The following is a 25,704-nucleotide window of genomic DNA, read 5'->3' as shown; positions in this document are numbered from 1 at the left end:
GGCATTCGTTTAGTCATTTTTTAGGAGGGAAAAAGATGAATCAATATTATAATCAACAAGGGTATCAGCCTAATCCCGTTAGACAGCAAGGAGGAAATCAGTTCCAAGGCCAAGGAGGATTTTTTCCTGGCCAGCAAGGGCAAGGATTTTTTCCTGGTCAGCAACAGCAAGGGTTTCCACAGTTTCCTCAACAAGGAGCTCCTGCAGGGACTCCTGGAGCTTCACTGCAGCAGGGGATGCTGCCAATTGAGCAATCGTACATCGAAAACATTTTACGCTTAAACAAAGGGAAGTTAGCATCTGTTTATGCAACATTTGAAGGCAACAACCAATGGAATGCCAAAAATTTTGTTGGAATTATTGAAGCAGCAGGACGCGATCATCTAATTTTAAGTGATCCACAAACAGGTCAGCGTACCCTCATCCCAATGGTAGCTTTCGATTACGCTACATTTGATGAAGAGCTTGAATACGAATATCCTTTTGGGGCTGGACCTGGTTTAAGTACTTTCCCGCCAAGATAATAGTAAAAAAGGCATTGGAACCTGTGTCCAATGCCTTTTACTATTTTATAAATCTTTTACTGTACCAATAATCATTAAGATCCATCCTGCTAAGAAGCAAACTCCGCCAAGCGGTGTAATCGCACCCAGCACTCCTACTTTCGTTAAGCTTAAAACATAGAGACTGCCGCTAAAAAGAATAATGCCGATTAGAAATAACCAGCCTGACCAAGTGAAGAATGTACTCGCTGCCACTTTACCTAGCAGGATTCCAATCACTAAAAGTGCAGTTGCGTGAAACATTTGATAGGTAACACCTGTTTTCCAAATATCTAGGTAATAGGGATCTAGCCTATCCTTAAGTCCATGAGCACCAAATGCCCCTAGCGCCACCGCTAAAAAAGCGTTTATCGCCCCGATGATAATAAATGTCTTCATTTACTCTCCCCCTTTTCTAGTTTCAGCGCCAAAGCGCTTACTCTTTTCAGTTAAAAATCAAATAACGAATCGCCGTTTGCTTCGTCTTCCATTTCTAGTTTTTTTGGTTGATTTAATGTTACTGGCTGCTGAAAGGATGGCTGTACGGTTACAGGCTGATAGGCAGGGACAGGATTTAGTGGTGCTTCCTGCTGCCTTTGTTTCTCATCCAGGATCAGCTCGCATAATATTTTAATAGAGTACACTTTTTCCCGCAAGTTTTCTTGCTTTGTGCTGTTTTTTGCCAGCGTTAATTCCTCTTCGATTTTTCTTAGCAATTTTTCCACCGATATATTCACGATTATAAACTCCTCTATTCCAATCTCTCTATTTCATCATACCAAATTTCCAGCCAAATAGAAATTCGACATGTTTCACGTGAAACATGTCGATTTATAAAAACTGCTCTGTTGATTAGTCTGTTGATTTGCGCTCCAGGCACTTCGCTTTCCGCAGGCGTTGCGGTGAGCCTCCTCGGCGCTAGCGCGCCTGTGGGGTCTCACCTGCTCCGTACTCCTGCAGGAGTCTTCGTGCCTTCCGCACAAATCAACAGAGTGCCAATATCAATATTTAGCTTTAGCACAGCCATAAAAGCCGCCAATCGAATCACTGGCAGCTTCCTTTCACATTATCCTAATATTCTTTGATAAATAGATTTAGCATGGGTTAGATCTTTTGTGCCGTGAATAAGAGCACGGCCGTCGTTGAAGATGACCATTCGCTCAGAACCCATTTCAACTGATAACAGATACGGATTACCCTTTACGGTATATCCGAGTGTGCTCAACTGTCCTGCGAGCTTCTCAAGCGATATTTCCCCTTGTGTGGACGGGCGAATTTGCACGGTATCCCGGCCGCATAAAACAGTTGTCTTTGTCATATTTTCCGAGTCTAGGTAAGGATAAGTCCTTTCCTCGCCGCACGATAAACAGCCGGAAAATTTGGCTTTTCCCATTTTCAAACTCGTATATTGGTTCCGCCATAAGTCAAAGCTAACAAACGAAGTTCGAACCGCATCCCAATCCTCGACAAGCATTTTCAGTGCCTCTGCACTTTGATGAGAAATTACCATTTGGACAGCCGGCGAAATAATTCCACCGGTATCACAGGTTAACCCTTGCATAGGGATGGTCCGCAACAAACAATTTAAACAAGGCGTTTTCCCTGGAATAATCGAAAAACTCATCCCATAACTGCCAACACACGCCCCATAAATCCAAGGTATCCTATATTTTTGTGAAACATCATTAATCGCCATCCGCGTTTCAAAATTATCAGTCGCATCAATGATAACATCCACATCCTTCACCAACTCCTCCAGCATAGAGGGAGTGGCATCACCGATAATCGCATTCACTTCCACGTCTGAATTGATTACCTGCAGGCGCTTTTTAGCTGCAGCCGCCTTCGGAAGCTTCTCAGCGACATCCTCTTCGGTATAAAGCTGCTGGCGCTGCAGATTGCTTGCCTCAACATAATCTCTATCGACGATTGTAAGCCGGCCAATCCCTGCCCGGGTAAGCACTTCTGCATTACCAGACCCAAGGGCGCCAGCGCCAATCATTAACACATGTTTTTCACTTATTTTATCTTGTCCTTCTTTTCCGATCCCTGGAAAGAGGACCTGCCGTGAATATCGTTCGTCCATGCTGTTTTCCCCTTTCCCAAAAACCGTATCAACCGCCGCTTACTGGCGGGATAAAGGCGACTTCATCACCATCTTGAATCACTTCATCATCCTGGGCAAACTCTTCGTTAACAGCCGTCATAACGGTATCTAATTTTGGAAGATTGTAATTACGAACTAATTCTTCTTTTAATTCAGCAACAGTCTTGCCAGCAGCATCTATCCGAAGGAATTCCTCCCCGACTGCATCGCGTAAATGAGCGAAAAATAATACTTTATTCATTTAAATCGTCCTCCTCAGGCTTTCCACTTGGATAAGCAACGGTTTCGAGCTGGTTGCCCATCCACTCTTCGCCATCTTCCCAATGTTCTTTTTTCCAAATTGGCACGATTTCTTTAATACGCTCAATGGCATAGCGATTTGCGTCATAGGCGTCAGCACGGTGGGGAGTAGAAACAGCAATAACGACCGCTATATCGGTAATATCCAGCCTGCCCACCCGATGGGTAATGGCTACCTGAGAACCTTCCCATCGCTCCTCGATTTCCCTGCCGATTTGCTCCAATTTTTTCACTGCCATCGCTTCATACGCATCGTATATTAAAAATAATGTCTTTTTTCCTTTCGTTAATTCACGAACGGTTCCAATAAAAGTAGTGATTGCACCAGCATTTCGCTGAACAACCTTATCTATTACAGATTGAATATCAATCGGTTCTTTTGAAATTTGAAAATTCATTTTATGCACCTCTTCAGACCAATTTCTTTGGCTCTGCCTTTTCCACCACTTCATAGCCGCCGATCTTTTCGACCTGCTGTTTAAAGTTTGGTGATTGGATAATATCAATTAACAGTTTGCCGCTTTCACTTTCATAGAAGCTCCGCGTCATCACTAAATCGTACTCTTCGTCCGCGACTGGAACAAAATCTAGGTTCATAGCTTTTGCCGCTGGATAGATTCCTAGTCCGGCTCCATGGCTGTCTCCGTTTACTTCTGCTGCTACCGCTAAGTGTGAAAACATTTCACGGTCGTAACCGGTAATCTCTTCTGATGAAATACCGTTTTCCTCTAGCAGTATATCGAAGAGAATCCGCGTGCCTGCGCCTTTTTGACGGTTAACAAAGCTTGCTTTTTTCTCAAAGATATCTGTGACCGTTTCAATACCCAGGGGATTTCCCTTTGCTAAAATCCATCCTTGCTTTCTTTTTAAAAATGGATAGAGTATAACATCCAAGCCAGCTAATATTTTCTTAACATATGAGATATTATATTGCTTTGTTTTAGGGTCAAGCAAATGAATGCCCGCTACATGGGCCTCTCCTTTTCGAATCGCCATAATACCAGCCATACTTCCAACATGGGAGGAGACTATTTTCATATCAGCACGAACCCTTTTTAATTGAGATGATAAAAGGTCAATGGTTAAATCATGGCTTCCAGAAAACATAATGGCGTTTTTAATTTCCTCAAGCGGCCTAAAAAGCTCTACCTCGGCAAATTCGCCTTGTTCATAGCCACTTACGCTGGCTGGTACGACTAGAAGGCCATCTGCTCGAACATAGGACATGGTTACACCTGCCGCTCTTGTCAGCGGGTTGGCAACAAATTGTCCATTCACATAGCCGATATTCATTCGTACAAAATCTTCCGCACCCATACCTGATACAATCCTGCGGCCAAGCTTAACTGTAACCGTTTGACGTTTTGGCTCAGGTATTTGCAAATACCTGCAAATCAATGGCCGGACAAACCATTCTAATGCTAAAAAGGCGGAGACAGGATATCCTGGAACACCAACGACAATCTTCTCGTTTATTTTTCCTAAAATAACCGGTTTCCCTGGTCTAGCGGCCACACCATGGGTAAAGACGGTTCCAATTTCACCAATAATATGAACGGTATAATCCTTTGAACCTGCCGACGATCCGGCATTGATAACGATAATATCGGAGTTATCGGCTGCTTCTAACAAGACAGACCTAATTTTTTCAGGGTCATCCTTCACAATCCGGTGAAGTCTTGGCTCGCCGCCCCACTCTTTTATAAAATTTGCAAATACCGTACCGTTAAATTCAATAATTTTCCCAGAAGAAAGTTCGCTATCGGCTTCAATCAGCTCATTACCTGTGGGAATGATCGCGACAACCGGCTTTTTCACAACAGGAATCTGAAGTTGCTGCGATGCTAAAAGAACGCCCAAATCCGCCGGTCTAAGAATATGTCCTTGCGGAAAAAGCATTTCCTCTTGTACAATATCTTCGCCAATAGGGCGGATATGCTGCCAAGGAGTTGCCGGTTCAATAATTTCAATCGTTTCCTCATCAATCATATCGACATGTTCAATCATGATTACCGCATTAAATGGAGCTGGAATGGCATTTCCTGTATCGACAATGGCAAAATCAATACCAAGCTTTAGCTGAAGCGGATTTTGCTCATGAGCGGTATACGTTTTTTCAGCGATTACCGCAATTCCATCCATGGCAGAGGCATGGTAATGAGGCATAGACACATTAGCGAAAATCGGTTCAGCCGTTACACGGCCAAGAGCATCACTTGTTGGTATCATTTCTATTTCAAGGGGCAAAGTAAACGCCTCAAGGATTTCTCGTTTCGCTTCCGATCGGGGCTTGTCCTCTAAATATATTTTCCGTTTATAGCGTTTCTGGTCCATCTATTTTCCCCCTCATCGTGTTGCAATCACAGGTACGTAATCTCCCTGTGAAATACCCTCTTTTTCTGAACTAATCTCAACAATTCCATCGCTTTTCACTAAAGTAGTAATTAAGCCTGATTTCCCAATAATAGGCTCCGCCCACCATTCTCCTTCTTTCTCGAACAAGCGGACACGTATATAATCAGAGCGGCCCGGTGCCGAAGGGATATTCTTTGTAATACGAGCAAAAATCCGATTAGGTTTTTTGTCGATTTTCTCACCTTTTAATTTTCGAAGGATTTTTTCGCCAAAAAGCATAAAAATAATCATCGCAGAGGCCGGGTGTCCCGGCAAACCAATGACAGGCTTTCCATTTGCCATTGCAAGAATAGTAGGTTTTCCCGGTTTGATAGAAATACCATGGACGAACACGCCTGGCGAACCTAGAGACTGAATCACGTCTGTAGTGTAATCCTTCGCACCAACTGAACTTCCTCCTGAGAGGATTAAGCAGTCAACCTGATCATAAAGCTCCCGGGCTTTGTGCTGGAACTCTTGAAAGTCATCCTTTACAATTCCGCCGTAAACAACCTCAACATTCCACTGTTTTGCGAGGCCGGCGATCGTCAAATAGTTAATATCACGGATTTGCCCTTCTGAAAGTTTTTCTGTTTGATAGGGAACAATTTCGTCACCAGATGATAGATAACCGACCTTAAGCCTGCGATAAACTGTAACATGACTAATACCAAGCGAGGCAATTGCACCTAACTCCTGAGGTCTAAGTATTGTCCCTTCCGGAAGAACAACTTCCCCTTCACGGATGTCTTCCCCTCTGCGAATAATATTTTCACCGGGTGCGACTGACTTGTAGGTGTTTAATAGACCATCATGGTCTTCACAATGCTCAATCATGATAACGCTGTCACTTCCTGGAGGAATCATCCCTCCTGTTGGCACATAGACTGCCTCCCCCTGTCCGACAGGAATGGCAGCACCCTCACCCATTTTCACCTCACCAACCACATTTAAAAACCCGGGCATAGAATCGGAGGATCCATACGTGTCTTTTGCTTTAACGGCATATCCATCAACGGTTGAGCGGTCAAAGCCTGGGACATTTTCCTTCGCGGTGACGCACGCCGATGTTATATAATGGAGAGCCTCTTCAAGCGAGCGCTCTTCGGTATCTTTTATAGCTGGAACGTTTTCTTCAATCATTGCAAATGTTTCTTCAACTGTTTTTACTTTGAAAAATTGCACTGTGTTTTACATCCTTCCTGTTTCATCAGCTGCCAGCCATTTTTTTGCGTCCTCATACTCATGCGGGTGATTCATATTGAAAAAGATACGCTCCATATCGAAGTGGCTATAAACCTCTAATTCTTTTTCCGTAACATAAAGTACGCTTAAATGCTCCAGCAGATGTTTTATTGGAAGACGTCCATTTTCAATACATTCTTCAATTTTATTTACCGTCTTCTTTTTAAAAACTGCACATAGGGTTTGCATTTTTCCATTAATAACTGGTACTAAGGCATCATAGTGGTCAATCTTTTTCACAAGTGTCGAAGCGAGTTCTCCAGAAATAAATGGCATATCACACGCTACAATGAAGTTTACATCATAGTCAGAAGCCAGTAAGCCGGCATGAAAGCCTGCCAGCGGCCCCTTTCCAGGATAATGATCTGCCACCATTTTTACCCCTAAGGATTGATAGGAATCCATATCATTGGTAACAAGAATGATGTCATCAAAATAGACTTTAAGAATATCAACCATTCTTTCTATTGTTGTTTTTTCATTTAATTTTAGGAGAGCCTTGTTCGTGCCCATTCTGCTTGATTTTCCACCTGATAAAATAATAGCTCCAGCTTTCATGAATAGCGCACCTTCTTAATTTGTTTGTTTTATCTGTCTAGCTACAGCGCCTAGGGGCTCGGGGTCATAAGCCCCTGGACAAGGCGCTTCCGCTTTTCGGTTCTCCCACCGCTTGATATCCCTGTTCTTGGGCTACGAAGTCGAGGTGAATCGTATTTAAGTCCAGCATAGCAGGTGACGGCTTGCTGAGATATTGTCTGGTATCTATCACTTTAATATATCCTGTACACTTTTCGCAAACCTGAATTTGAGAGGAAGTGTCACCTTCAATGGTTATAAACTGAATGGTGTTATGGTCATCATTGCCGCAGTGTGCACATTCAATCCGTTTTGCATTCCAATGAGCAAGACAGCGAGGACAAGTCATCACTTTTTTTCCTTCGTCTTCTAGAACAGCAAGTCTAGCTGGTTCTCCACAAACGGGACATCCTGCTCCTGGAACTGCATGAGTGATTTCGTGCTGGATTTTTTCTGCTGTTAGCTGCAGGTAAGATCTTAGTGCTGTTTCAGCAAGAAATTGCGGAATCCATTCCTCAAGTCCATTTTCATCAGCAAAACTTGCAAAATAAATACTGTTAAAAGAAAAGGCTTCGTCAATCCAGCGAATTGCTGTTTCTTCGTTTAATAGAGTGCTAATACCAGCTAACTTTGATTCCAATTCAGGAATGCTTTTGATTAAAAGTGCATTTATCTCCTCTATCCACTGTAAGAATAGTGTAATTTTAAAATTAATAGACGTTAACGCCGCCGCAGGCACTCCTGCTGACATTGCTGCTTTATCCGGGTTAGGAATAATAGATTCTGAATCTATACTCTTCTTCCAATTCTCTTGAAGGGTTAAAATATCCTTCTGCAAATTCTGATATTCTTTCGAAACAACAGATTTTTTCATTGCTGTACACCTCTTTTATTTTTTTGGCTCTGTTATTATTTATTGTTGATTTTCGTGTAGGGTTGAGAATTCATAGGCGGAGAATTTCCGGCTATTGTGCATAGAGGAACCTTAAGAAGCAGATATAAGCGGAGATATTCCGGTTAACTGCTTTAAATAAGAAAAATTCCAAGGATTTGGACACAATAAGCGGAAAAACTCCGCCTATTTTTAAGGAAATATGGTTATTTCCCAATTTAAACGGAAATTCTCCGTTTATTTTCCAAGCACAGTAAAATCAACATTCAGTTTTAACAGAGCCATTTTTTTAATAAAGGCTGTCCTGCAAGAGACAGCCTTTATCGTATTTATTTTTACTAGATTAAGCGCCTTTTCTCTTTTTCTTGTTTGGGCTAGTAGGTTTATGCGGGTCGTCTAGTTTAGGGAAGTTGCCCTTTTTGACTTCTTCCTCATACCATTCTGTATAGTGTTCATGTGCCCACCATGCAGGTACTTCACCTGTGATGACACCGGTATAACCTGGTTTAGAGTTTTTGTGTATAACAGATAGATAGATGTGTCCGACTACTACCGCAATCGCTAGGCCGAAACCGACGTTGTGTAATAAATATCCCCACTGAACAACCGCTCTTGGGAACAATTCAGGGAACCACATTGGGAAGCCTGAACCAATGATTAAGATTGCTGTGAAAATTTGAATGATAGAGTTAATCTTTTCACCAGCGTTAAAGAATGACTGTTTAACGTGCTTGAAATTGAAACCAAAAAGGTCCTTAACAAACTCGGTAAAGAACTCTATATCACGTTTTTTCCAGGTAACAAGTTCTTTGATCCATAGCTTAAAGCCTTTGAAGTCAAAAATGACCCAGATGAACGTTGGTAATAAGAACGTAACAGCAAATATCCTGTGGAGCAGACGTGCACCTTCTGGTCCGCCAAGAATCGGATATAACCAGTCAAAAAACTCTGTGTACATTGGCAATGCTGTGATATATAAGGCCAGAAATGAAATCGCGTTAACAGCATGCGCCCAAACAAATGCCTTTGAAAAACGTCTTACCTTTACTGCCGAATTTTGAGGTTTACTCATGGCGCTCACCTCCGTCTTCGTTTTTACCATTCTTTTTCTTACTAATAATCGTGTTGGTAATAAATGCTCCTACAACTGCCATTGTAGTTGCACCAATCATCATTTTACCAATTGGCTGTGCATAATCCTTCCAAACTACAGCAGAGGTTGGAACCTTAGGGTTTTCAGGTAAGCCGTATACAGATGGCTTTTCTGCCAGTACATAAACCGTATGGGTTCCGCCAACACCTTGTGGATTATAGACCATAGCATTTGGGTAACGGTCTTTAATTTGTTTCACACGATCTTCTGCTTTCTTGATCATGGCAGCTTTATCGCCAAACTCCATTGCACCTGTATGACAAGTAGTTACGCAGGCAGGCTGTAAGCCTTCTTCAAGGCGGTCTGTACACATTGTGCATTTATGGGCTTTTCTGTATTTATCTCCATTTTTATCAACATATTCCTTAAGTGAAATGACTTCAAATGGACAGTTATTTACACAATATCCACAGCCGACACATTTCTCTTGATCAATGACAACTGTTCCAAAATCCGTGTAGCTAATCGCATTTTCCGGGCAAACCTTTTCACAGGCAGCGTCCGTACAATGGAAGCAAGCGGAGTGACGGAAAAGATAGTCAAGACCACCCTTTGAGTTCTCATGCTCGATATATTGCAGTACATTCCATGTATCAGCGGTTGTTTTTGCATGTGACTGAGCGCTTCCGAGGAAATCTTGCGGTTCTGCTGGAAGGTCATTCCAATTCTTACAAGCCACCATACAAGCACGACAGCCATCGCATTTGGTTACATCGACAAATTTTACATATTCAGTAGCCATTAATCAGCACTGGTAACAAAAATCCGTAGGAACGCGCTACACTTCCTTATTTGTTACCAGGCCTCACCTCCTTTACTAGATTTTATAACCAATATGTTTTGGAAAAGCGCCATATTAAAGATAGTCTTGAAAGACCATATCTTTTCAGAATTTTCCCATCAATCGTGGTCATATTACATTGGTTCTTTTTTGGATAGATAGCTGTGATATATGCCAGATATGTTTCACCATTCCGTTTCGTATATTTAACAAAATCTCGATGATGAAAACCATTTGCAGACTCTATTTTTTTACTGGACCGTTTTCTCATTGTTTTTATGGTCCAATTTTTCAGTTCACATTGATCAGGCTTCACCTTTAAATTACAAATAACAATCCCATCATTTGCATGCGATTTATCAATTTCCCAATCAATCCGTTTATTAGCTGTGTCCCCTCCTGATGTAAGGGATAAAGGGGCTATTTTTTTCAACTCATTTTGGAGATAAGATTTTCCTTGCATTACATGCATGGCATCGTTATATGAAATATTTCTCCCCTTTACTTTTTTAAGTAACCTTCCACTATGGTGTAACTCATCACCTGTTACATGACCATGACAAGTTGAACAAAGAGTTATTAAGTTATTAATAGAATCGCTGCCATTTAATCGTCTCGGAATAATATGGTGAACTTCCATTCTAGTGTTTGTTATTCCACAATCCTGACAACAGTTGTGGTCGCGAAGCACAGCTGCTTTTCGAATGTTTTCATCTAGTCGATTGCTCTGATGATATTCCCATTTATAGGGTTTATGACCCTTTTCCAATGCGCGGATATCGATTAAGACATCTTCTAAAGAAACATGATGAATTCGAATCCATTTATTGAGTTGGTTAATCACTCGTAAAATGGAATCTTTCTTTTGCCTAATACTAGGGGCAAGCCGTCCTTCTTTTTTAGAAGATGATCGGTTGTTAAACCGAGCTGGCCGATACTTTTTTTGATATCTTCGGTAACGGCGATACCCTCTTCTTACCGTCATTTTATCTTTCACATCTGTTCTAAGTTCAATCGTTCCTTTGAAAAGGGGTTTGTTTTTTCTCTTGCATTCTTGTACCACAGCGATACCTACAAACTTCGAACCATCGTCAATTCCCAGATGAACGGGTGTCGAATCGATTTCAGCAACAGGGATTTCCTTTTTCAGTTGGATAACCATTGGGAATTTGTTTTTCAAAATTGCTTTTTGTTTCCGAATTAAGTACCATGCACGGTTTTCTTTTGTTGGAGATAATTTGCTGCCTTGTGCATCTAACACAAAACAATAGGTCATTTCTGACCAGCCTCCATTACGGGAATTTTCCTCCTTGCCAAAGTCAATGGACAGGACATGCTATTTTGGTGTTTGGTTTCCAAACCCTAGGAAACGGTCTTCCTCATAGCTAACAGAGCAGCAGACTGGTGGACATATCCGCAGGTGTTTCTTTACCTTATCCACTAACGTAGTTCATCGCGCTATTTCCTTTTCAGGAAACTACACTCACTGAGGCTAGAGAGCACGGACCAGCCATATACAAAATGATTGGGTTCCATTTTGATATAATTTAGATGTATTTTGATATGATTTTTCTACAACAGATTCGAGCTCCTTACGTCACAGAGGAATGCCTTATATTCAGGAATGGTTGTATTTGCATCCCCGATATGAGGTGTCAGGCGATTAGCTGTTTCCCCAGTTGCGATACCTTTGTAACCAAAATGCCATGGCATTCCGATTTGATGAACAACTTTGCCATCGATCTTATGAGGCTTAAAGCGTTTTGTCACCATCGCGTATGCTTTTACCTCACCGCGAGCAGAGCTGACAATAACCTCGTCTTTATTTTTAATGCCCTTTTCTTTGGCTAGCTCTTCGCTCATTTCAATATACATATGAGGTACAAGCTCCGATAACCATGCTTGGTTACGAGTCATTGTTCCTGACTGCCAGTGCTCACTTACCCGGTACGTTGTTGCGACAATTGGAAAGTCTGCCTTGAATCCGCGCTTGTTGAATTCACCGTCAAATAGTTGAATGGTTGGGTTTATTTCTTGGGTTGAGAATAGATTCTTGGTTGGGCTTTCAAATGGCTCATAGTGTTCAGGGAATGGACCATCATTCAATGTTGGTGCATATAATCCCCCAACTCCGTCATTCATCATGATAAATGGATCTTCAAAGCCGGCATCTCCCGGCTTTCTTGTTGCCACAAAGTCCGGAACGTCAACTCCTGTCCATTTGCCTTGTACAGCGTCATACCAGACAACAGCCTTTTCTTTGTTATATGGTACACCGCTTGGATCACATGAAGCACGGTTATAAAGAATCCGGCGGTTCATTGGCCAAGCATACGACCAGTTAAGGTATAAACTCATTCCTGTATCTTTTTTGTCACGGTTTTTCGCACGGTTCTTTCCTTCTTCAGGGTAGAATCCGCAATAAATCCAGTTACCTGAACATGTTGATCCGTCATCCTTCAGATTACCAAAACCAGCGATTAATTTTCCTGTATTCACATCATAGCCATTGATTTCTTTGCATACTAAATCGATATCGGGATGATGTCCTTCACCAAATTTCCAATACAATGCATTGATTGGGGCTGCTGCAGGACCTGATTCATTTTTATAAAGTGCCTTAATTCTTGTTGCAAACTCATTAACAATTTCTAAGTCAGCTTTTGATTCACCCAGCGGCTTAATTGCCTGCCAGCGGTACTGCATCCAGCGGGAGCTGTTTGATACGCTTCCTTCTTTTTCGTAGGAAGAACATGCAGGAAGTAGGAATACTTCTGTGTTGACCTTAGATGGGTCGTTGCCAGCCTCTTCTTGCCAGAAGGCAGCTGATTCTGTTTCCCAAAGATCGATCGCTACTAACCATTTCAGGCTGCCAAGTGCTTCTTTTTCTTTTCCGACATTTGGTCCGCCGACAACTGGGTTTGTTCCAAATAGGAATGCTCCCTCTATTGTTCCATCATACATCGCTTTAAATAGGTTGATGTGTGAGTAGTTCTTGTTACCTTTTGGCAGATATTGATAGCCAAATTCATTCTCGGCATGTGCGTTTGGTCCATACCATGCTTTTAATAAGCTGACGATGAACTTAGGTTTATTGCTCCAATATCCTGTTTTTGGTGTTTCTTTTTCCAAGTGGCCTGCAAGTGTTGCGTTCTCAGGAACTTTGGAAGAAGGGGCATTTAGGTAGCCAGTTAAGTTTCCATATAATAATCCAAAGTCTGTTGAACCTTGAACGTTAGACTCACCGCGCATTGCGTTCAATCCGCCGCCAGGTACACCAATGTTACCTAATAGAAGCTGAATGATTGCAAACGCACGAACGTTTTGTGTACCAACTGTATGCTGGGTAGTTCCCATTGCATACAAAATCGTTCCTGCTTTACCTACTTCACCCGTTGCGCAGAACGCTTCATATACCTTTAATAAATCTTCTTTTGGTGTTCCGGTAACTTTTACAACTGTGTCAACATCATAGCGAGAATAGTGCTTTTTCATTAATTGGAAAACAGATCTAGGATGCTCTAAAGTGGCGTCTTTGACTGGGTTTCCTTCGGCGTCTTTTTCAACAGCCCACTGTGTCTTATCATAAGAGCGCTTATCTGCAATATATCCAGAGAATAAGCCATCTTCAAATTTATAGCTTTCTTTTACAATAAAGCTTGCGTTTGTATATTTAGCAACATACTCTTTGTGGTAAAGATTATTTTCTAGTGCATATTTGATCATCCCGCCGATAAACGCAATATCCGTTCCAGAGCGTAATGGTGCATAAATATCTGACATTGACGATGTTCTAGTGTAACGAGGGTCAACGCTTACTATTTTTCCGCCATTTTCTTTCGCTTTTGTTAACCATCTAAAGCTGATTGGATGGTTCTCAGCAGGGTTTGCACCCATAATCAATGCACAATCGGTATACTGCACATCATTCCAACTGTTCGTCATTGCTCCACGACCTAATGAAGGTGCCAGACCGGCAACCGTAGAACTATGTCATATTCGTGCCTGGTGCTCTAAATAAGTGACACCAAGCCCTCTCATTAATTTTGAAATTAGGTATGTCTCTTCGTTATCAAGAGCTGCTCCGCCGATGCTTGCAATCGCCTCGGTCTTATTCACTGTCATACCATCTTCTGATACGACAAATGATTTGTCTCGCGTTTCTTTTGTCCGCTTAGCAATGGTTTCATACATCCATTCCCAATCTTTTTCTTCCCACTTATTGCTGCCAGGTGCGCGATAAAGCGGTTTCTTAATACGTCTATCAGAAGTGTATAATTGTCTGATTGTTGTTCCTTTACTGCATAGCTTACCTTCGTTAATTGGGTTATCCGGATCCCCTTCCGTATAAACCACTGTGTTGTCCTTTGTATGGACTAAAATTCCACAGCCAACGCCGCAAAAGCAGCAAATGGTTGGTGTAACAGTTGATTTGGCAATTTTGAATTCTTTTGTGCTGGCATAAGCTTTTTTCTCATTAAAACCTAGCTCAACTACCGCTAAAGTGACCGCAGTAGCACCAGACAACTTCAAGAATTGCCTGCGGTTTAAGTTGATTTCAACCATTTTTTATATCCCCTTCCCATTATTGATCAGAACATCCCTTTTTTTATCTAATATATAAACCTTGTCCTTTTGATTCCCCCCTTCAATGCATCTCTACAGCGGCTATTTCCACTAAATCATTTTCAACTCGACCTGTTGAGGTATAAATATTAGCCATTTTCCCTCGTAAATAGCCAATTACCTCTATATTCAAGAATTTAGCCAGTTGAACAGCCTGCTTAGTGGCCGCTGTTCGTGATCCAATAACAGGAAAGCCAAATTTCGCTGCTTTGGAGAGCATTTCATATGAAACCCTTCCGGTTGTTAATAAAACTAACCGTTCAGGCTGTAAACCCATTCGTATGGTGTGGCCAATGATCTTATCGACTGCATTGTGCCGCCCAATATCTTCACGGACGGTGATATTGCCTGCTTCGTCTATAATACAGGCTCCGTGCATACCGCCGGTTTCCAAGTAAAACGGTGAATTTTGGGCAAATTCACTTCGCTTTTTTAACAAATAACTCAATTTATAACGATGTTCAGAAGACACCTTTTGAAAATTTTTCACATCTGTCATTGAGAAAAAGGTAATTCCGCGGCCGCAGCCTGCTGTATAGTGCTTTTTCTTCGAAAACAACTCTTCTTCATTAAAGCCATTCAAAAGTGAAACATGAATACTGCCCGATTCTTCATTTATACTAATGGAACCAATATCACCCGATCCGTGAATAAATCCTTCAGAAAACAAATAACCATAGGCCCAATCCTCTAAATCATGTTTGGTTAGTTGAAATACGGCAATCTTATAACCGTTTAATACTAAGGTGATGGGATATTCATCAGGACATCCTTTGCGGTACATTTTTTTCCCTCCTTTCAGGCTTTTCAATTGTAATAATGTTACCAAGCCTTCTCAGCGACATTTGTCACAATGTTTAGCGAAACAAATTAGCCATTGTAATTAAATTTAAAATAAATACTGATGCCTTACCTTCATGACTTTGACGAATTTCGGTCCATTTTGTGTCGAATTATTGAAATTTTTTGCCTAACTCAACTGATTTGGCACTGCCGAATGCTTGTTATCTATAAGTTTGTAAGCGGTTACAATCAATAAATTGTATCTTTAGTACTATCGTACGATGAGTCCTTTTTCTCTGAAGTAAGATTTATCACATAAAATCTTTTAATTAGTGTAAAAACGCTCATTTGTCATTTTTCTGACAAAATCGATGCATTTGTAAAATTTCTGCTATATTTTCAGGTTTGTTTTATAATAGGAATAGTGAAATTCATCAACTCGTTTTTTAGGAGGAGTACATATGACAATCAAAAAGGTTATGACAATTGCTGGTTCGGATACGAGCGGAGGAGCAGGGATTCAAGCGGATATCAAAACATTCCAAGAGTTGGGTGTTTATGGAATGACTGCACTTACAACAATCGTTACGATGGATCCAAAGGATTGGCACCATAGTGTGTTTCCAATCTCCGTTGAGACCTTAAAGCCACAAATCGATACTGTCTTATCTGTAGGAATTGACGCAATGAAAACAGGTATGCTCGGTACCGTTGAGATCATTGAGTTAGTGGCCAAGGTTATTGATGAACGTAAACTAGAGCGCGTCGTCATCGATCCTGTTATGGTTTGTAAAGGCGAGGATGAGGTATTAAATCCGGAAACAACCGACGCAATGCGTGAACTTTTATTGCCGCGTGCATTAGTTGTGACACCGAACCTATTTGAAGCAGGCCAATTAGCTCAAACTGGACCGGTTAAAACGTTAGAGCAGATGAAAGAAGCTGCTGTGAAAATTCACGATTTAGGTGCAAAGTATGTTGTCATTAAAGGCGGCAGCAAGCTTTTAACAGAAGAAAAGTCCATTGACCTTTTATACGATGGTAAAGACTTCATGATTTTTGAATCAGACAAGATTGAGACTAACTTCACGCATGGCGCTGGCTGTACCTTCTCTTCCGCTATCACTGCAGAATTGGCAAAAGGCAGCTCTGTTATTGAAGCGGTTGAGGTTGCAAAAGACTTCATCTCAGCTGCTATCAGCCAAGGCTTCCGCTTAAACGAATTCGTTGGACCTACATGGCACGGTGCCTACCGCGGTGCAAAAACCGAATACTGCACAGATTGTTAAAACCTAAGCCGTTCACTTTGAGCGGCTTTTTTTTAGGCAAGGATTTCGCTTTTTGAATGTGATTTTAGTATGATAGTTACATTATTAAATAAACTTTGTTTTTGATTACATACCTTGCACAGGGAAAGGAGAAAGAATATGGAACCGATTAAGGATTATCGCCAGGTTCAAGAAGCGATTAACGCATTCGCGAATCAAGATGTATATATTCACCTGGAAACAACCAATGGTGCCTATGCATCTCATCATGATCAAACTTTCTTTTCAGCAGGTGCCTATATCCGCAACGCATTAGTACGATACGAAATTGGGAAAATCACGGGAAATGATCCCTATCGTGTTGGCTTAAAAATAAACCTTGGCTGGATTTACGCAGAGGGACTTACTCATTTTGAAGTGGATGAGCAAAACCGTTTGCTGCTAGCCGGTCATGATAACAAAGGAAAACTCGCGGTCGCTCTTGAAATCAGCGCTACACCGTTTGAGTAAAGAAAGGAGTAGCCTATTATGGAAAAAGAACGTCATGTATTAGTCATCTTTCCACATCCGGATGACGAAGCTTTTGGAGTGTCAGGAACCATTGCCACTCATGTACAGAATGGTACTCCTGTCACTTATGCTTGTTTAACCTTGGGCGAAATGGGACGCAATATGGGGAATCCCCCTTTTACTAATCGAGAAAATCTTCCAAAAATCAGAAAAGAAGAGTTAAAAGCAGCAGCCGCTGCCATCGGTATTCAAGATTTGCGTATGTTAGGGTACCGTGATAAAACGGTTGAATTTGAAGACGACGAAAAACTAGCGAATGCGATGTTGTCGTTAATAAATGAGGTAAATCCATCATTAATTATTACTTTTTACCCAGGATACTCTGTTCACCCTGACCATGACGCCACCGGTGCGGCCGTTGTTAGGGCAGTAGAAAAGCTTCCTGCCGCCGCAAGACCTAAACTGCACTGTGTTGCTTTTTCAAACAATTGTGTTGAAGAGCTCGGTGAGGCAGACATCATCCATAATATTAGTGCTGTTGCCGATAAAAAGCTCGCTGCGATTCAGGCCCATCGTTCCCAAACGGAGCAAATGTTTGGCGACGTAACTGAAAAATTGAAAAACCAAGACCCGCAAATGATGGTCTGGATCAACAATGAACGATTCTGGACATACAAATTCAAAAACTAACCCTTCGTCATTGACGAAGGGTTTTTTAATACGTTTGATTCATCAGCGCACAGAGCCGGCACATATCAAGGATGACAATTTTCCTTGATTTCATTTCGATGATTCCCTCTTTTTTCAATTTCGAAAATACACGGCTTACACTTTCTCTCGTTGTCCCCACAACAGTTGCAAATTCCAGTATCGTCAATGGGACTTCAATGTTCCATCTCGATGCGGAGGTATTAAATTTATTCCCTAACCGCTCTAACGTCTTCACTGTCTTCGCATAAACATCTAACAGCGCCACGTCCCTTAATGTTGACGTCATCTCGCGCAGCGAGTCACTCATATATTGAATCATTTGAACAGCAAGCTCCGGATATTCATGAAGACCCTTCTCTAATTCAACCTTATCCAAAAAGTAAAGCTGGCCATCTTGAAGCATCGTGGCAGTCGCCGGGTACAGTCCAGAGGTCTTTGAAAATAGACAAGCCTCCGCAAATACGTCACCCTTTTGCTTCATACAAACAATGATCTCATTTCCGCTTTCATCTTGTTTTGTTAGCTTTACCGCTCCGGCATGAATAAAAAATACTCCTTTGGCCGCTTCATCCTCACAAATAACTTGTACTCCTTTTTTAACGGATAACGGCTGAATCCGATTTGCGATAAGACGCAGAGACTCTTCAGATAAATCCCTAAAAACGACAATTTTCCGTAGAAAGTCCTCAATTTTCAACTCTCTTACTCTATCTAATGGCTGTTCTTCTAAAGCATGTACGGGATTCATTCGTGCCCCTCCTTCCTTCTATTTTTCGAAAATACTCTGATTCCGCCAATATATCCCTATTGTAGTTAAAATCTTCACAGTTTGTAGTGACAATTTTCACAAAACGTTCATCTTGTTGAAACCCCAAAAGGCATGCTGCAGCGCCTTGGGTTAGCCATCACCCTTTATCAGGATTCTAGTATTCTGATTCTTGATGAGCCTACAAGCGGGATTGACCCCATGGGACGAAAGGAGATTTTAGAAGTGTTAAAGTCGCTTCATGATAAGACCATCCTGCTTTCCTCCCATCATCTCGATGAAATCAGACAGGTTTGTACACATGTAGCGTATTTAAATAATGGAAGTATGGAGAAATACACCGTGGAGGAATTCTTACAAACACATAATCTTGGAGGGATAGAATCATGAAAATAGCGATAAGGTTGACCGCACTGCTGTTACTGGCACTGCTAACCGGCTGTAGTGCCGACCCTGAGTACAATATTGAAATCACAAAGCCAATCTACCAGGAGCAGGATAAAGAAATGCCTTTTGAAATTCAAGTTAAGGAAAAGGATGCGGGTGTAACGGGACTTGATGTTTCAGCAGAATTCTCGATGACCAATATGGACCACGGAATGACGAAAGTGGAATTAACAGAAGGTGAAGATGGGAAATATTCAGGTAATGTTGAACTTCCGATGCCCGGTAAATATGAAATCCTCTTTATCTTAGAAAAAGATGGCGAAAAGAATGAAAAGGTAATCAGTTATGAGGTGGAAAAACCCGAGGGTGTTGCATCGATTAACGGGGAGTGGATTACTCATGAAGACGTTGACTTTTATAAGTTTATCAATTATCTCCAGCTTGCGATCAATCGTGAAACAGACCAGAAGCGCTACACAGGCGATCAGTTGAAAGAAGCATTAGCTTACTGGGAGTCGCAAGAAAAGCTGGTTGAAGATCAAAATCAATTATTAACACAAATCATCCGCCTCCGCTCAATGGCCATGCTTGCAGAAGAAAAGGGTCACATGGCAACCGACGCGGAAATCGAAACAGAAATCAACAAGGTTCGCGCCCAATACGACCAGTTCGAATCGGCAAAAGCCATGATCAACAAATACGGTGAAGAAAAATTCTGGGAAACCGAAAAACAGCAATACCAACTCATCGTCCTCTCCCAAAAAGTACAAAAAGACATGATCGAAAAAGTAAAAAAAGAAAACCCAAACATGAGCCAGCAAGAAATCAACTTCCAAGCCCAGAAGCAATACGAAGAACTCCTAGTATCACAAGTAAACTCAATGAAAATAAAAATCCTTTAAATCATCAACTACCACCGCCACTGCCAAATATACAAAAACCGCTGCATAAACAGCGGTTTTTGTATATTTGGTGCCTGTCACCATTAATCTTCGGGTGTATTTATGATTTTTAGGGTTTTGAAGCCGAGGTTGATTTTGTAGTTTAGGTTCCAGTTTGCGCCATGGATTTCGATTTCGTTTTCTTGGAGGGTAAATCTGAGCATGACGTCATTGTCTTCGTCAATGATGGCATAGGAGTTTTTGTTCGTAAAGATTTGATACGTTGGATGTGATATCAGTGTCCATCCATATTGTAATTTATTGCTTTTTGTCGTCATAATTACACCAGCCTTTACCCTTTTACTTCAGATTCTTCAACAATACTCGGTACAATTTATCATCCTTTTCATCAGGATTTCCTCTGCCGTCTGTATTGTTGCTGACAAAATAGAGGTATTCACCCTCCACATACACATCACGTAATCTTCCTAAACCTGTAATAACTGGACTTGTCGTATTTCTTTCTAGGTCAAATTCCCGGATGGCATTTCCTCGTAATGTAGCTGCATATAACACACCGTCGTGCACCGCCATTCCTGATGGTGCCCAGGTTTCGTTACCAGACTGAAACAAAGGCGTCTCCATTCCGGCGTTCCCTTCATTCCCTTGGATTACCGGCCAGCCATAATTAGCTCCTGGCTTTATTAGATTTACCTCGTCATGTGCGGACTGACCATGCTCACTCGCATATAACGTTTCACCCAGCCACACCAGCCCCTGAGGATTGCGATGTCCATAGCTGTAAACATAGGAATTTTCAAAGGGATTATCCTCGGGAATACTGCCATCTAAATTCATTCTTAGGATTTTCCCATTCTTAGACCTTGTATCCTGCGAAAGTTCCGGCGTAGTGGCGTCTCCAGTGGTAATATACAACTTTCCATCGGGACCAATCTTCAAACGGCCTCCATGGTGGTAGGCGGCACTCGGAATCCTATCAAGAAGAATCCTTTCTTCTTTCCACTGATTCCCTTCAAGCTCCAATACAACCACTCTGTTAAACTGTCCCTGTCCATTTTCATACGTATAATAAGCAAATGCCTTTTGATTCGCAGGAAACTCCGGATCTAGTACAAAGCCAAGCAGGCCGGCTTCTGCAGCTTTCGCGAGCGGTTTTTCCAACTCCACTTGCTGCCGTTCCATTTTTCCATTATCAATTTTCACGATACTTCCTGTTCGTTCACTCACATAAAAAGTCTCATTGACCTTATTAATCGACCATGGCACACGCAGCGATTCAACAACTACTTCAATCTCTGGCTGCAAAACAATCGCTTCATCCTCTTGCTGGTCCTTCGGCTGCAGATTTTCTTTTTCTAAAGAAGAACAGCCTGATATCAATAGGAGTATTGACAATAAAATGGAACATACTTTGACCATCCATCTCTTCCTTTCCTATAAAACTTCCAGTATTGCCTTAGCTACTCCATGTTCATCATTTGTAGCAGTTATCACATCACAAAGAGCTTTTATTTCATAATCGGCATTCCCCATCGCAACAGCCCTGCCGACTCTCTCAAGCATGGAGATGTCATTAAAACTATCACCCATTGCCATTGTTTCTGCTATATCAATTCCTTTTGATTTCACAAACGTTTCTAACGCAATTCCTTTTTGAGCATTTCGATGAGTTATTTCCAGATTGTTATGGCCTGAACTGGAAACTGCCAACTCTGTTAATTCTTCAAGTGCGTTTTCTGCATCTTTACGTCTGTCTGAATCCAATGCAAACCCAAAAAGCTTGTATATTTGGTGTGTTTCATCATCAAATAAAACATCATAACTTTCAACCTGATGGACCAAACCATGACTAGTGCGCTCCTCTGCTCGTTTAACCACATCTTCTGGGTTCACGTCAGGATTGGCACTCACTACAATGTCAACTATAATGGCCACGGCTTTATTAGGATCTAGGGAGTATGTACCTTTGTTTGTATAAATTTCAAAATAGATATCCTTTTCCATTAGCTTTTCCGCAGCTTTTTTGGCTACTTGCTTTTCAATTGGTGTAGCAGATAAGATTTCCCCTTCTTTTGTGCGAACTTCTGCACCGTTTACACAAATGGCTGGGCAATATAAATCTGCTTCATCCAGGATATATCGCACCTCTTGATAAGACCTCCCAGTTGCTATTACTACTTCAATTCCCTGGGACTGGGCTTTTAGAATGGATTCTTTATTTTCCTGACTCACTTGCTGGTACGAATTTAATAAGGTACCATCCATATCTGACGCAATACACTTAATCATGCTGTTCACCTATTTCTATTTTTTGTTACTGCCATCTTATCAGATATCCACATGCATTTTCACCAATTTGCTCATGAAACATACTTACTTCCTTCTCTTACACTTAATGGAGCAAGCTTGTTTCCTTCCATAAATGCCTTAACTGATACAGGGTTAGTTTTCGAGTATTCTCTCAACGCCCAGCCAATCGCTTTTTGAATGAAGAATTCTTTACTATCCGCATTCTTAACGATGTAGTCATAGAGAAGGTCTTCATTGGTTTGCTGTTTATATTTTAATTGAAAAAGAATCGCAGTTCTCCGCAGCCAAAAGTTATCATGTACCGACCAACTATCTATAGTCTCTTCGATTACTTCAGGATACTTCTGGGCGAGCTCTCCCACTAGTGGGGCAATCGAATCAACACTATCCCACCAGGATTTGGTTGTAATTAACCTTTCTAAAAAAGGAAAGATGTCTTTAGGCAATTTTTTTATGAATTTCCCCATATATGTAATCGCGGTATATTGATATTCACGTTCATCTTTTTCCCAAAGCCCTATCACAAAGTCCTTGTTAAAGCCCTCTTTCAGAATCCCTGTCTCTTTAAAAAATTGCTTTTCAAGCTCTTTTCGTAACGGTGACTTAATTCCTAAAAAAGGGAAGTGGTCCTTCATATACTTTTTCATCGGACCTGCATTTTCTTCATTCCGATGTTTTTCATACAAATATGTCAGTTTCTCAATCAAAAAGGTACCCCCAAAAAAACTACTATAGTTCTATTTTAGCTCTCCTAGTAATTCTATAAACACATGCTATCCCCTCTATGAAAATGCATAAAGAATGTTGCAATTGCCAAACTATAATGTACCAATTGAAGGAAGGAGAAGATATCATGACCAAAAAGGTTAATAAAGGCAGCAAAAATCAAAATTCACCGCGCGCAGGACATGCTGAAGCTGAATTCGCCAGTGAATTTGTCAGCGGAGATAACAGCAAGGGAAATAAGCGAAATAAAGGTCAGCAAAGCAAAACCAATCCTCATGAATAGAAAAGCGGAAGGCGCCTGCTTATCGGCGACAGGCATAAGACGAGCCGGCGGAAAGGTTTGCTTTTTAACCTTTCTGACGGATTGTCAGAAAGGTGGAGGCGACTGCCCTGGGACGAAGGCATAAGACAAACCCTGCAAGAAGGCGCTCTTTGCCTTCTTCAGGGAAAAATGCGGTTCAATTTTTCCTAGGGGGTGGCTTATGACTCGAGTCCCAAGGAGCCGAAACTAGACAAGCTTATGACCCCGAGCCGATGGCGCCTGGAGCTAGACAGTTATCTAAGTTCAAGGTTTCATACTTATTTTGTAAAAAAGAGTCGACCTACCACTTAGGGAGGCCGACTCTTTTAGGTTTATTGAGGTGTAGAAATGGCTGCAGGAGAAGTACGTATATCTTTATTCCCATTATTATCGAACTGATTCTGTAACTCTATGTTGGCTCTTTCCGTTTCTGTTTTTGATTGTATGGGCTCATGAATACTCCCATCTTCCAATTGTTTATTGATTTTAATATTGGCTTCTACTGTGTCATTTGCTGAATTTGCGTCACTTTTCACGATAAATAGCTCCTTCTACAGAAAAATTTTTGGACATTATCGTTATCTTCCCCAACCATGTACATAAGTATCACATAAAAAACTGCCCCTATTCGGGACAGTTCTCATACATCCTTTTTTCCCTTTTTATTACTGAGGACTTTCAATTGTTTCGTGTTCTACTTGTCTGATTTCCTCTGAGATTCTTGCCCGTATATGTTCGACAACGGCAAAATCCATTGCTGGAACATAGATTGCTTCAAGCTGATCGTGAAGTTCTTTCGCTCTCGCTAAATACGAGATCGCTTCTTTCATTTTACCCTTATAGCTTTCTGCGATAGGCTTAATTTTATCTTCATAGATTTCGTCTGTCCCTGGGGTAATCAGCAGCTCATACATATCAATGATCTCATCGCCGGCACGGCTTGGGAAATACTCGTGCGGGGCAGTACTGTCAAAGATGGCAATGCCAAGTTCTCTAAAAATAACCATATCTAAGCTATTAGGGTCAAATCCACAGTGATATACCTCTGTATCAATTCCTCTCGCTTCTGCCGCTGCCGCGAGCTTTTTCAACATCGTTGATTTTCCGGAACCTGGGCGTCCTTTAATAAAGTACCGTTTTTCGATGTCCTCCGTTAAATTCGGGACAAAATCAACCGCACCTTTTGGCGTTGCCGCCCCTAAGAACCGGTGGCGGATATCGGATTGCTTATTTAACTTTAACTTACCAAAAAAGTTTTGAATTAATTTATTGGTCAGCTGGTCTGCCTTTTCAAAATCCATGTTATCGATATAAATTTTTTCCCAATCATCATGGATATCCAATGCCTGCTTAAAGGTTGAATAAGCTAAATTAAAGGACGCACTGATTTGTTTGGTTAAACGCTGAATGTTCGTTTTCTCACCAGCAAGTGCTTTGGCATCCCACGCTTCACCTAAATTAATATACTGTTCAACAGCACCCGGAGCTTTGGGTTCAATAACATGTGGAGCTGTTCCATCTACAATACCTACCTTTAAAGCACGAATAATCACTCCATCAATGGAATTGTTATCGGACGAGCAATGTAAGAACTCAATGTCATACCCTTTTTCGAGCCACTCATTACCGATGTTCTTCATTAAAGAGGATTTTCCTGTTCCAGGTCCACCTTTAAGAATGTAGAGCCGTTCTAGCCCTTGGAGATTAGAATCATAAAGGTTATGAAAGCCCTTAGCTGTATTGCCGCCTGCAAAATAATTTTTTATCTTTCCTGCCACTTGCGAACACTCCCTTTTACGTGACATAGCAAAGTATCATTTGTCTAGCTGCAGCGCCTAGGGGCTCGGGGTCATAAGCTCCTGAACAAGGCGCTTCCGCTTTTCATTTCACCATATCTTATGCAATGTCTATTTATAGGTGAATGCCCATTACATTATTTTCTAACATCAGATGTTTCAGCCTTTGTCAGATCTACTAACAATTTGGGGTCGATTACGATTTGGACGCCTATTTTTCCAGCGCTGACCACCATATTCTCAAGCTCTAAGCAACTTTCATCGATAAATGTTTTATATTCCTTTTTCATCCCAATTGGCGAGCAGCCGCCTCGAATGTATCCGGTCCATTTTAAAATATCTTTAACAGGAATCATTTCAACATTCTTTTCCCCGGCAGCCTTTGCTGCCTTTTTTAAATCTAATTCTGCTTCCACTGGTATCACATATACATAAATACTTTTGCTTGCCCCTTGGGCTACCAGCGTTTTATATACTTCACGAGCGTCTCTGCCTATCTTCACCGCAACAGAAACTCCGTCTATTTTTCCATCTTGATTATCGTATGTAAGCACCTCATAGGCAATCTTTTTACTATCGAGAATTCGAATTGCATTTGTTTTGACCTTTGCCACGTTCATCATCCTAA

At 41.4% G+C, this 25,704-nt stretch carries 29 protein-coding genes; 7 read left to right on the top strand and 22 right to left on the bottom strand.

Features of this window, described 5'->3' with window-relative positions; genetic code table 11:
- The first annotated feature begins 35 nt into the window (after positions 1–35).
- On the top strand, positions 36–524 hold the full coding sequence (gerQ, locus tag QFZ28_RS02900; RefSeq protein ID WP_307193257.1) for a spore coat protein GerQ: 489 nt from the start codon (positions 36–38) through the stop codon (positions 522–524).
- A 45-nt stretch (positions 525–569) separates the two neighbouring features.
- Here gerQ and QFZ28_RS02895 read toward each other — a convergent pair whose 3' ends face one another.
- From QFZ28_RS02895 to fdhD, 14 genes are all read right to left on the bottom strand, one after another.
- Complete coding sequence (locus QFZ28_RS02895) at positions 570–941, bottom strand: DUF423 domain-containing protein (protein WP_307193256.1); 372 nt, start codon at positions 939–941, stop codon at positions 570–572.
- Between the two features lie 50 nt (positions 942–991).
- A complete protein-coding gene (locus QFZ28_RS02890; protein ID WP_307193255.1) occupies positions 992–1,279 on the bottom strand; it encodes a YwdI family protein in 288 nt (95 codons plus the stop codon).
- Positions 1,280–1,608: 329 nt separating this feature from the next.
- Positions 1,609–2,628, bottom strand: coding sequence for a MoeB/ThiF family adenylyltransferase (locus QFZ28_RS02885; protein WP_307193254.1), 1,020 nt, complete (start codon positions 2,626–2,628; stop codon positions 1,609–1,611).
- A 28-nt stretch (positions 2,629–2,656) separates the two neighbouring features.
- Positions 2,657–2,890, bottom strand: a complete 234-nt coding sequence (moaD, locus tag QFZ28_RS02880; RefSeq protein ID WP_307193253.1) for a molybdopterin converting factor subunit 1 — start codon at positions 2,888–2,890, stop codon at positions 2,657–2,659.
- Complete coding sequence (locus tag QFZ28_RS02875) at positions 2,883–3,347, bottom strand: molybdenum cofactor biosynthesis protein MoaE (RefSeq protein WP_095247481.1); 465 nt, start codon at positions 3,345–3,347, stop codon at positions 2,883–2,885. The genes moaD and QFZ28_RS02875 overlap by 8 nt, the downstream gene beginning before the upstream one ends.
- 13 nt (positions 3,348–3,360) lie before the next feature.
- Positions 3,361–5,283: a molybdopterin biosynthesis protein gene (locus QFZ28_RS02870; protein ID WP_307193252.1), complete on the bottom strand. Its 1,923-nt coding sequence runs from the start codon at positions 5,281–5,283 to the stop codon at positions 3,361–3,363.
- A gap of 12 nt (positions 5,284–5,295) precedes the next feature.
- Complete coding sequence (locus QFZ28_RS02865; RefSeq protein WP_307193251.1) at positions 5,296–6,528, bottom strand: molybdopterin molybdotransferase MoeA; 1,233 nt, start codon at positions 6,526–6,528, stop codon at positions 5,296–5,298.
- 6 nt (positions 6,529–6,534) lie between these two features.
- The gene (gene mobA, locus QFZ28_RS02860; RefSeq protein ID WP_307193250.1) at positions 6,535–7,146 is read right to left on the bottom strand and encodes a molybdenum cofactor guanylyltransferase; all 612 of its coding nucleotides are present in this window, start codon (positions 7,144–7,146) and stop codon (positions 6,535–6,537) included.
- A gap of 64 nt (positions 7,147–7,210) precedes the next feature.
- Entirely contained in the window at positions 7,211–8,038 is an 828-nt protein-coding gene (locus QFZ28_RS02855; RefSeq protein WP_307193249.1) for a formate dehydrogenase accessory protein FdhE, read from the bottom strand.
- Between the two features lie 361 nt (positions 8,039–8,399).
- Positions 8,400–9,128 carry a formate dehydrogenase subunit gamma gene (locus tag QFZ28_RS02850; protein ID WP_307193248.1) on the bottom strand — a complete coding sequence of 243 codons (729 nt, stop codon included), beginning with the start codon at positions 9,126–9,128 and terminating at the stop codon, positions 8,400–8,402.
- Positions 9,121–9,951, bottom strand: coding sequence for a 4Fe-4S dicluster domain-containing protein (locus tag QFZ28_RS02845; protein WP_307193247.1), 831 nt, complete (start codon positions 9,949–9,951; stop codon positions 9,121–9,123). The genes QFZ28_RS02850 and QFZ28_RS02845 overlap by 8 nt, the downstream gene beginning before the upstream one ends.
- A gap of 82 nt (positions 9,952–10,033) precedes the next feature.
- On the bottom strand, positions 10,034–11,266 hold the full coding sequence (gene iscB / locus QFZ28_RS02840; protein WP_307193246.1) for an RNA-guided endonuclease IscB: 1,233 nt from the start codon (positions 11,264–11,266) through the stop codon (positions 10,034–10,036).
- Between the two features lie 296 nt (positions 11,267–11,562).
- Positions 11,563–14,547, bottom strand: coding sequence for a formate dehydrogenase-N subunit alpha (gene fdnG / locus QFZ28_RS02835; RefSeq protein WP_307196934.1), 2,985 nt, complete (start codon positions 14,545–14,547; stop codon positions 11,563–11,565).
- Between the two features lie 91 nt (positions 14,548–14,638).
- Entirely contained in the window at positions 14,639–15,400 is a 762-nt protein-coding gene (gene fdhD / locus QFZ28_RS02830) for a formate dehydrogenase accessory sulfurtransferase FdhD (RefSeq protein ID WP_307193245.1), read from the bottom strand.
- Between the two features lie 460 nt (positions 15,401–15,860).
- Between fdhD and pdxK the strand changes: the two genes are divergently transcribed.
- The 3 genes from pdxK (at position 15,861) to bshB2 (ending at position 17,867) form a co-directional block, all read left to right on the top strand.
- Positions 15,861–16,688, top strand: a complete 828-nt coding sequence (gene pdxK, locus QFZ28_RS02825; protein ID WP_307193244.1) for a pyridoxine/pyridoxal/pyridoxamine kinase — start codon at positions 15,861–15,863, stop codon at positions 16,686–16,688.
- Positions 16,689–16,826: 138 nt separating this feature from the next.
- Positions 16,827–17,177 (top strand): YojF family protein, encoded by a 351-nt coding sequence (locus QFZ28_RS02820; RefSeq protein ID WP_179598805.1) that lies wholly within the window; start codon positions 16,827–16,829, stop codon positions 17,175–17,177.
- An 18-nt stretch (positions 17,178–17,195) separates the two neighbouring features.
- Positions 17,196–17,867 carry a bacillithiol biosynthesis deacetylase BshB2 gene (gene bshB2, locus QFZ28_RS02815; RefSeq protein ID WP_307193243.1) on the top strand — a complete coding sequence of 224 codons (672 nt, stop codon included), beginning with the start codon at positions 17,196–17,198 and terminating at the stop codon, positions 17,865–17,867.
- 25 nt (positions 17,868–17,892) lie between these two features.
- Here bshB2 and QFZ28_RS02810 read toward each other — a convergent pair whose 3' ends face one another.
- Positions 17,893–18,636, bottom strand: a complete 744-nt coding sequence (locus QFZ28_RS02810) for a Crp/Fnr family transcriptional regulator (protein WP_307193242.1) — start codon at positions 18,634–18,636, stop codon at positions 17,893–17,895.
- Between the two features lie 132 nt (positions 18,637–18,768).
- Here QFZ28_RS02810 and QFZ28_RS02805 point away from each other — a divergent pair, with 132 nt between their 5' ends.
- Together QFZ28_RS02805 and QFZ28_RS02800 are read left to right on the top strand one after the other, a co-directional pair.
- Positions 18,769–19,044 (top strand): AAA family ATPase, encoded by a 276-nt coding sequence (locus QFZ28_RS02805; RefSeq protein WP_307193241.1) that lies wholly within the window; start codon positions 18,769–18,771, stop codon positions 19,042–19,044.
- On the top strand, positions 19,041–19,943 hold the full coding sequence (locus tag QFZ28_RS02800) for a FixH family protein (protein WP_307193240.1): 903 nt from the start codon (positions 19,041–19,043) through the stop codon (positions 19,941–19,943). Before QFZ28_RS02805 ends, QFZ28_RS02800 begins: the two co-directional genes overlap by 4 nt.
- Before the next feature lie 83 nt (positions 19,944–20,026).
- On the opposite strand, the gene QFZ28_RS02795 is transcribed toward QFZ28_RS02800, so the two are convergent.
- The 4 genes from QFZ28_RS02795 to QFZ28_RS02780 form a co-directional block, all read right to left on the bottom strand.
- Entirely contained in the window at positions 20,027–20,260 is a 234-nt protein-coding gene (locus tag QFZ28_RS02795) for a hypothetical protein (protein WP_307193239.1), read from the bottom strand.
- A 22-nt stretch (positions 20,261–20,282) separates the two neighbouring features.
- A complete protein-coding gene (locus tag QFZ28_RS02790) occupies positions 20,283–21,362 on the bottom strand; it encodes a PQQ-dependent sugar dehydrogenase (protein WP_307193238.1) in 1,080 nt (359 codons plus the stop codon).
- Positions 21,363–21,377: 15 nt separating this feature from the next.
- Positions 21,378–22,232: an HAD family hydrolase gene (locus tag QFZ28_RS02785; protein WP_307193237.1), complete on the bottom strand. Its 855-nt coding sequence runs from the start codon at positions 22,230–22,232 to the stop codon at positions 21,378–21,380.
- 71 nt (positions 22,233–22,303) lie between these two features.
- Positions 22,304–22,960, bottom strand: a complete 657-nt coding sequence (locus QFZ28_RS02780) for a DNA alkylation repair protein (RefSeq protein WP_307193236.1) — start codon at positions 22,958–22,960, stop codon at positions 22,304–22,306.
- 146 nt (positions 22,961–23,106) lie between these two features.
- Between QFZ28_RS02780 and QFZ28_RS02775 the strand changes: the two genes are divergently transcribed.
- On the top strand, positions 23,107–23,262 hold the full coding sequence (locus QFZ28_RS02775; protein WP_307193235.1) for a hypothetical protein: 156 nt from the start codon (positions 23,107–23,109) through the stop codon (positions 23,260–23,262).
- A 350-nt stretch (positions 23,263–23,612) separates the two neighbouring features.
- On the opposite strand, the gene QFZ28_RS02770 is transcribed toward QFZ28_RS02775, so the two are convergent.
- The 3 genes from QFZ28_RS02770 to ybaK form a co-directional block, all read right to left on the bottom strand.
- The gene (locus QFZ28_RS02770; protein ID WP_307193234.1) at positions 23,613–23,816 is read right to left on the bottom strand and encodes a hypothetical protein; all 204 of its coding nucleotides are present in this window, start codon (positions 23,814–23,816) and stop codon (positions 23,613–23,615) included.
- A 129-nt stretch (positions 23,817–23,945) separates the two neighbouring features.
- A complete protein-coding gene (locus QFZ28_RS02765; RefSeq protein ID WP_307193233.1) occupies positions 23,946–25,058 on the bottom strand; it encodes a PRK06851 family protein in 1,113 nt (370 codons plus the stop codon).
- 155 nt (positions 25,059–25,213) lie between these two features.
- Complete coding sequence (gene ybaK, locus QFZ28_RS02760) at positions 25,214–25,690, bottom strand: Cys-tRNA(Pro) deacylase (RefSeq protein WP_307193232.1); 477 nt, start codon at positions 25,688–25,690, stop codon at positions 25,214–25,216.
- Between the last annotated feature and the right edge of the window lie 14 nt (positions 25,691–25,704).

The organism is Neobacillus niacini (assembly GCF_030817695.1).
In the GTDB taxonomy this organism is placed as follows: domain Bacteria; phylum Bacillota; class Bacilli; order Bacillales; family Cytobacillaceae; genus Neobacillus; species Neobacillus niacini_F.
Note: the sequence above shows the minus strand (reverse complement) of the source record. Positions and strands in the feature narration are given on the sequence as shown.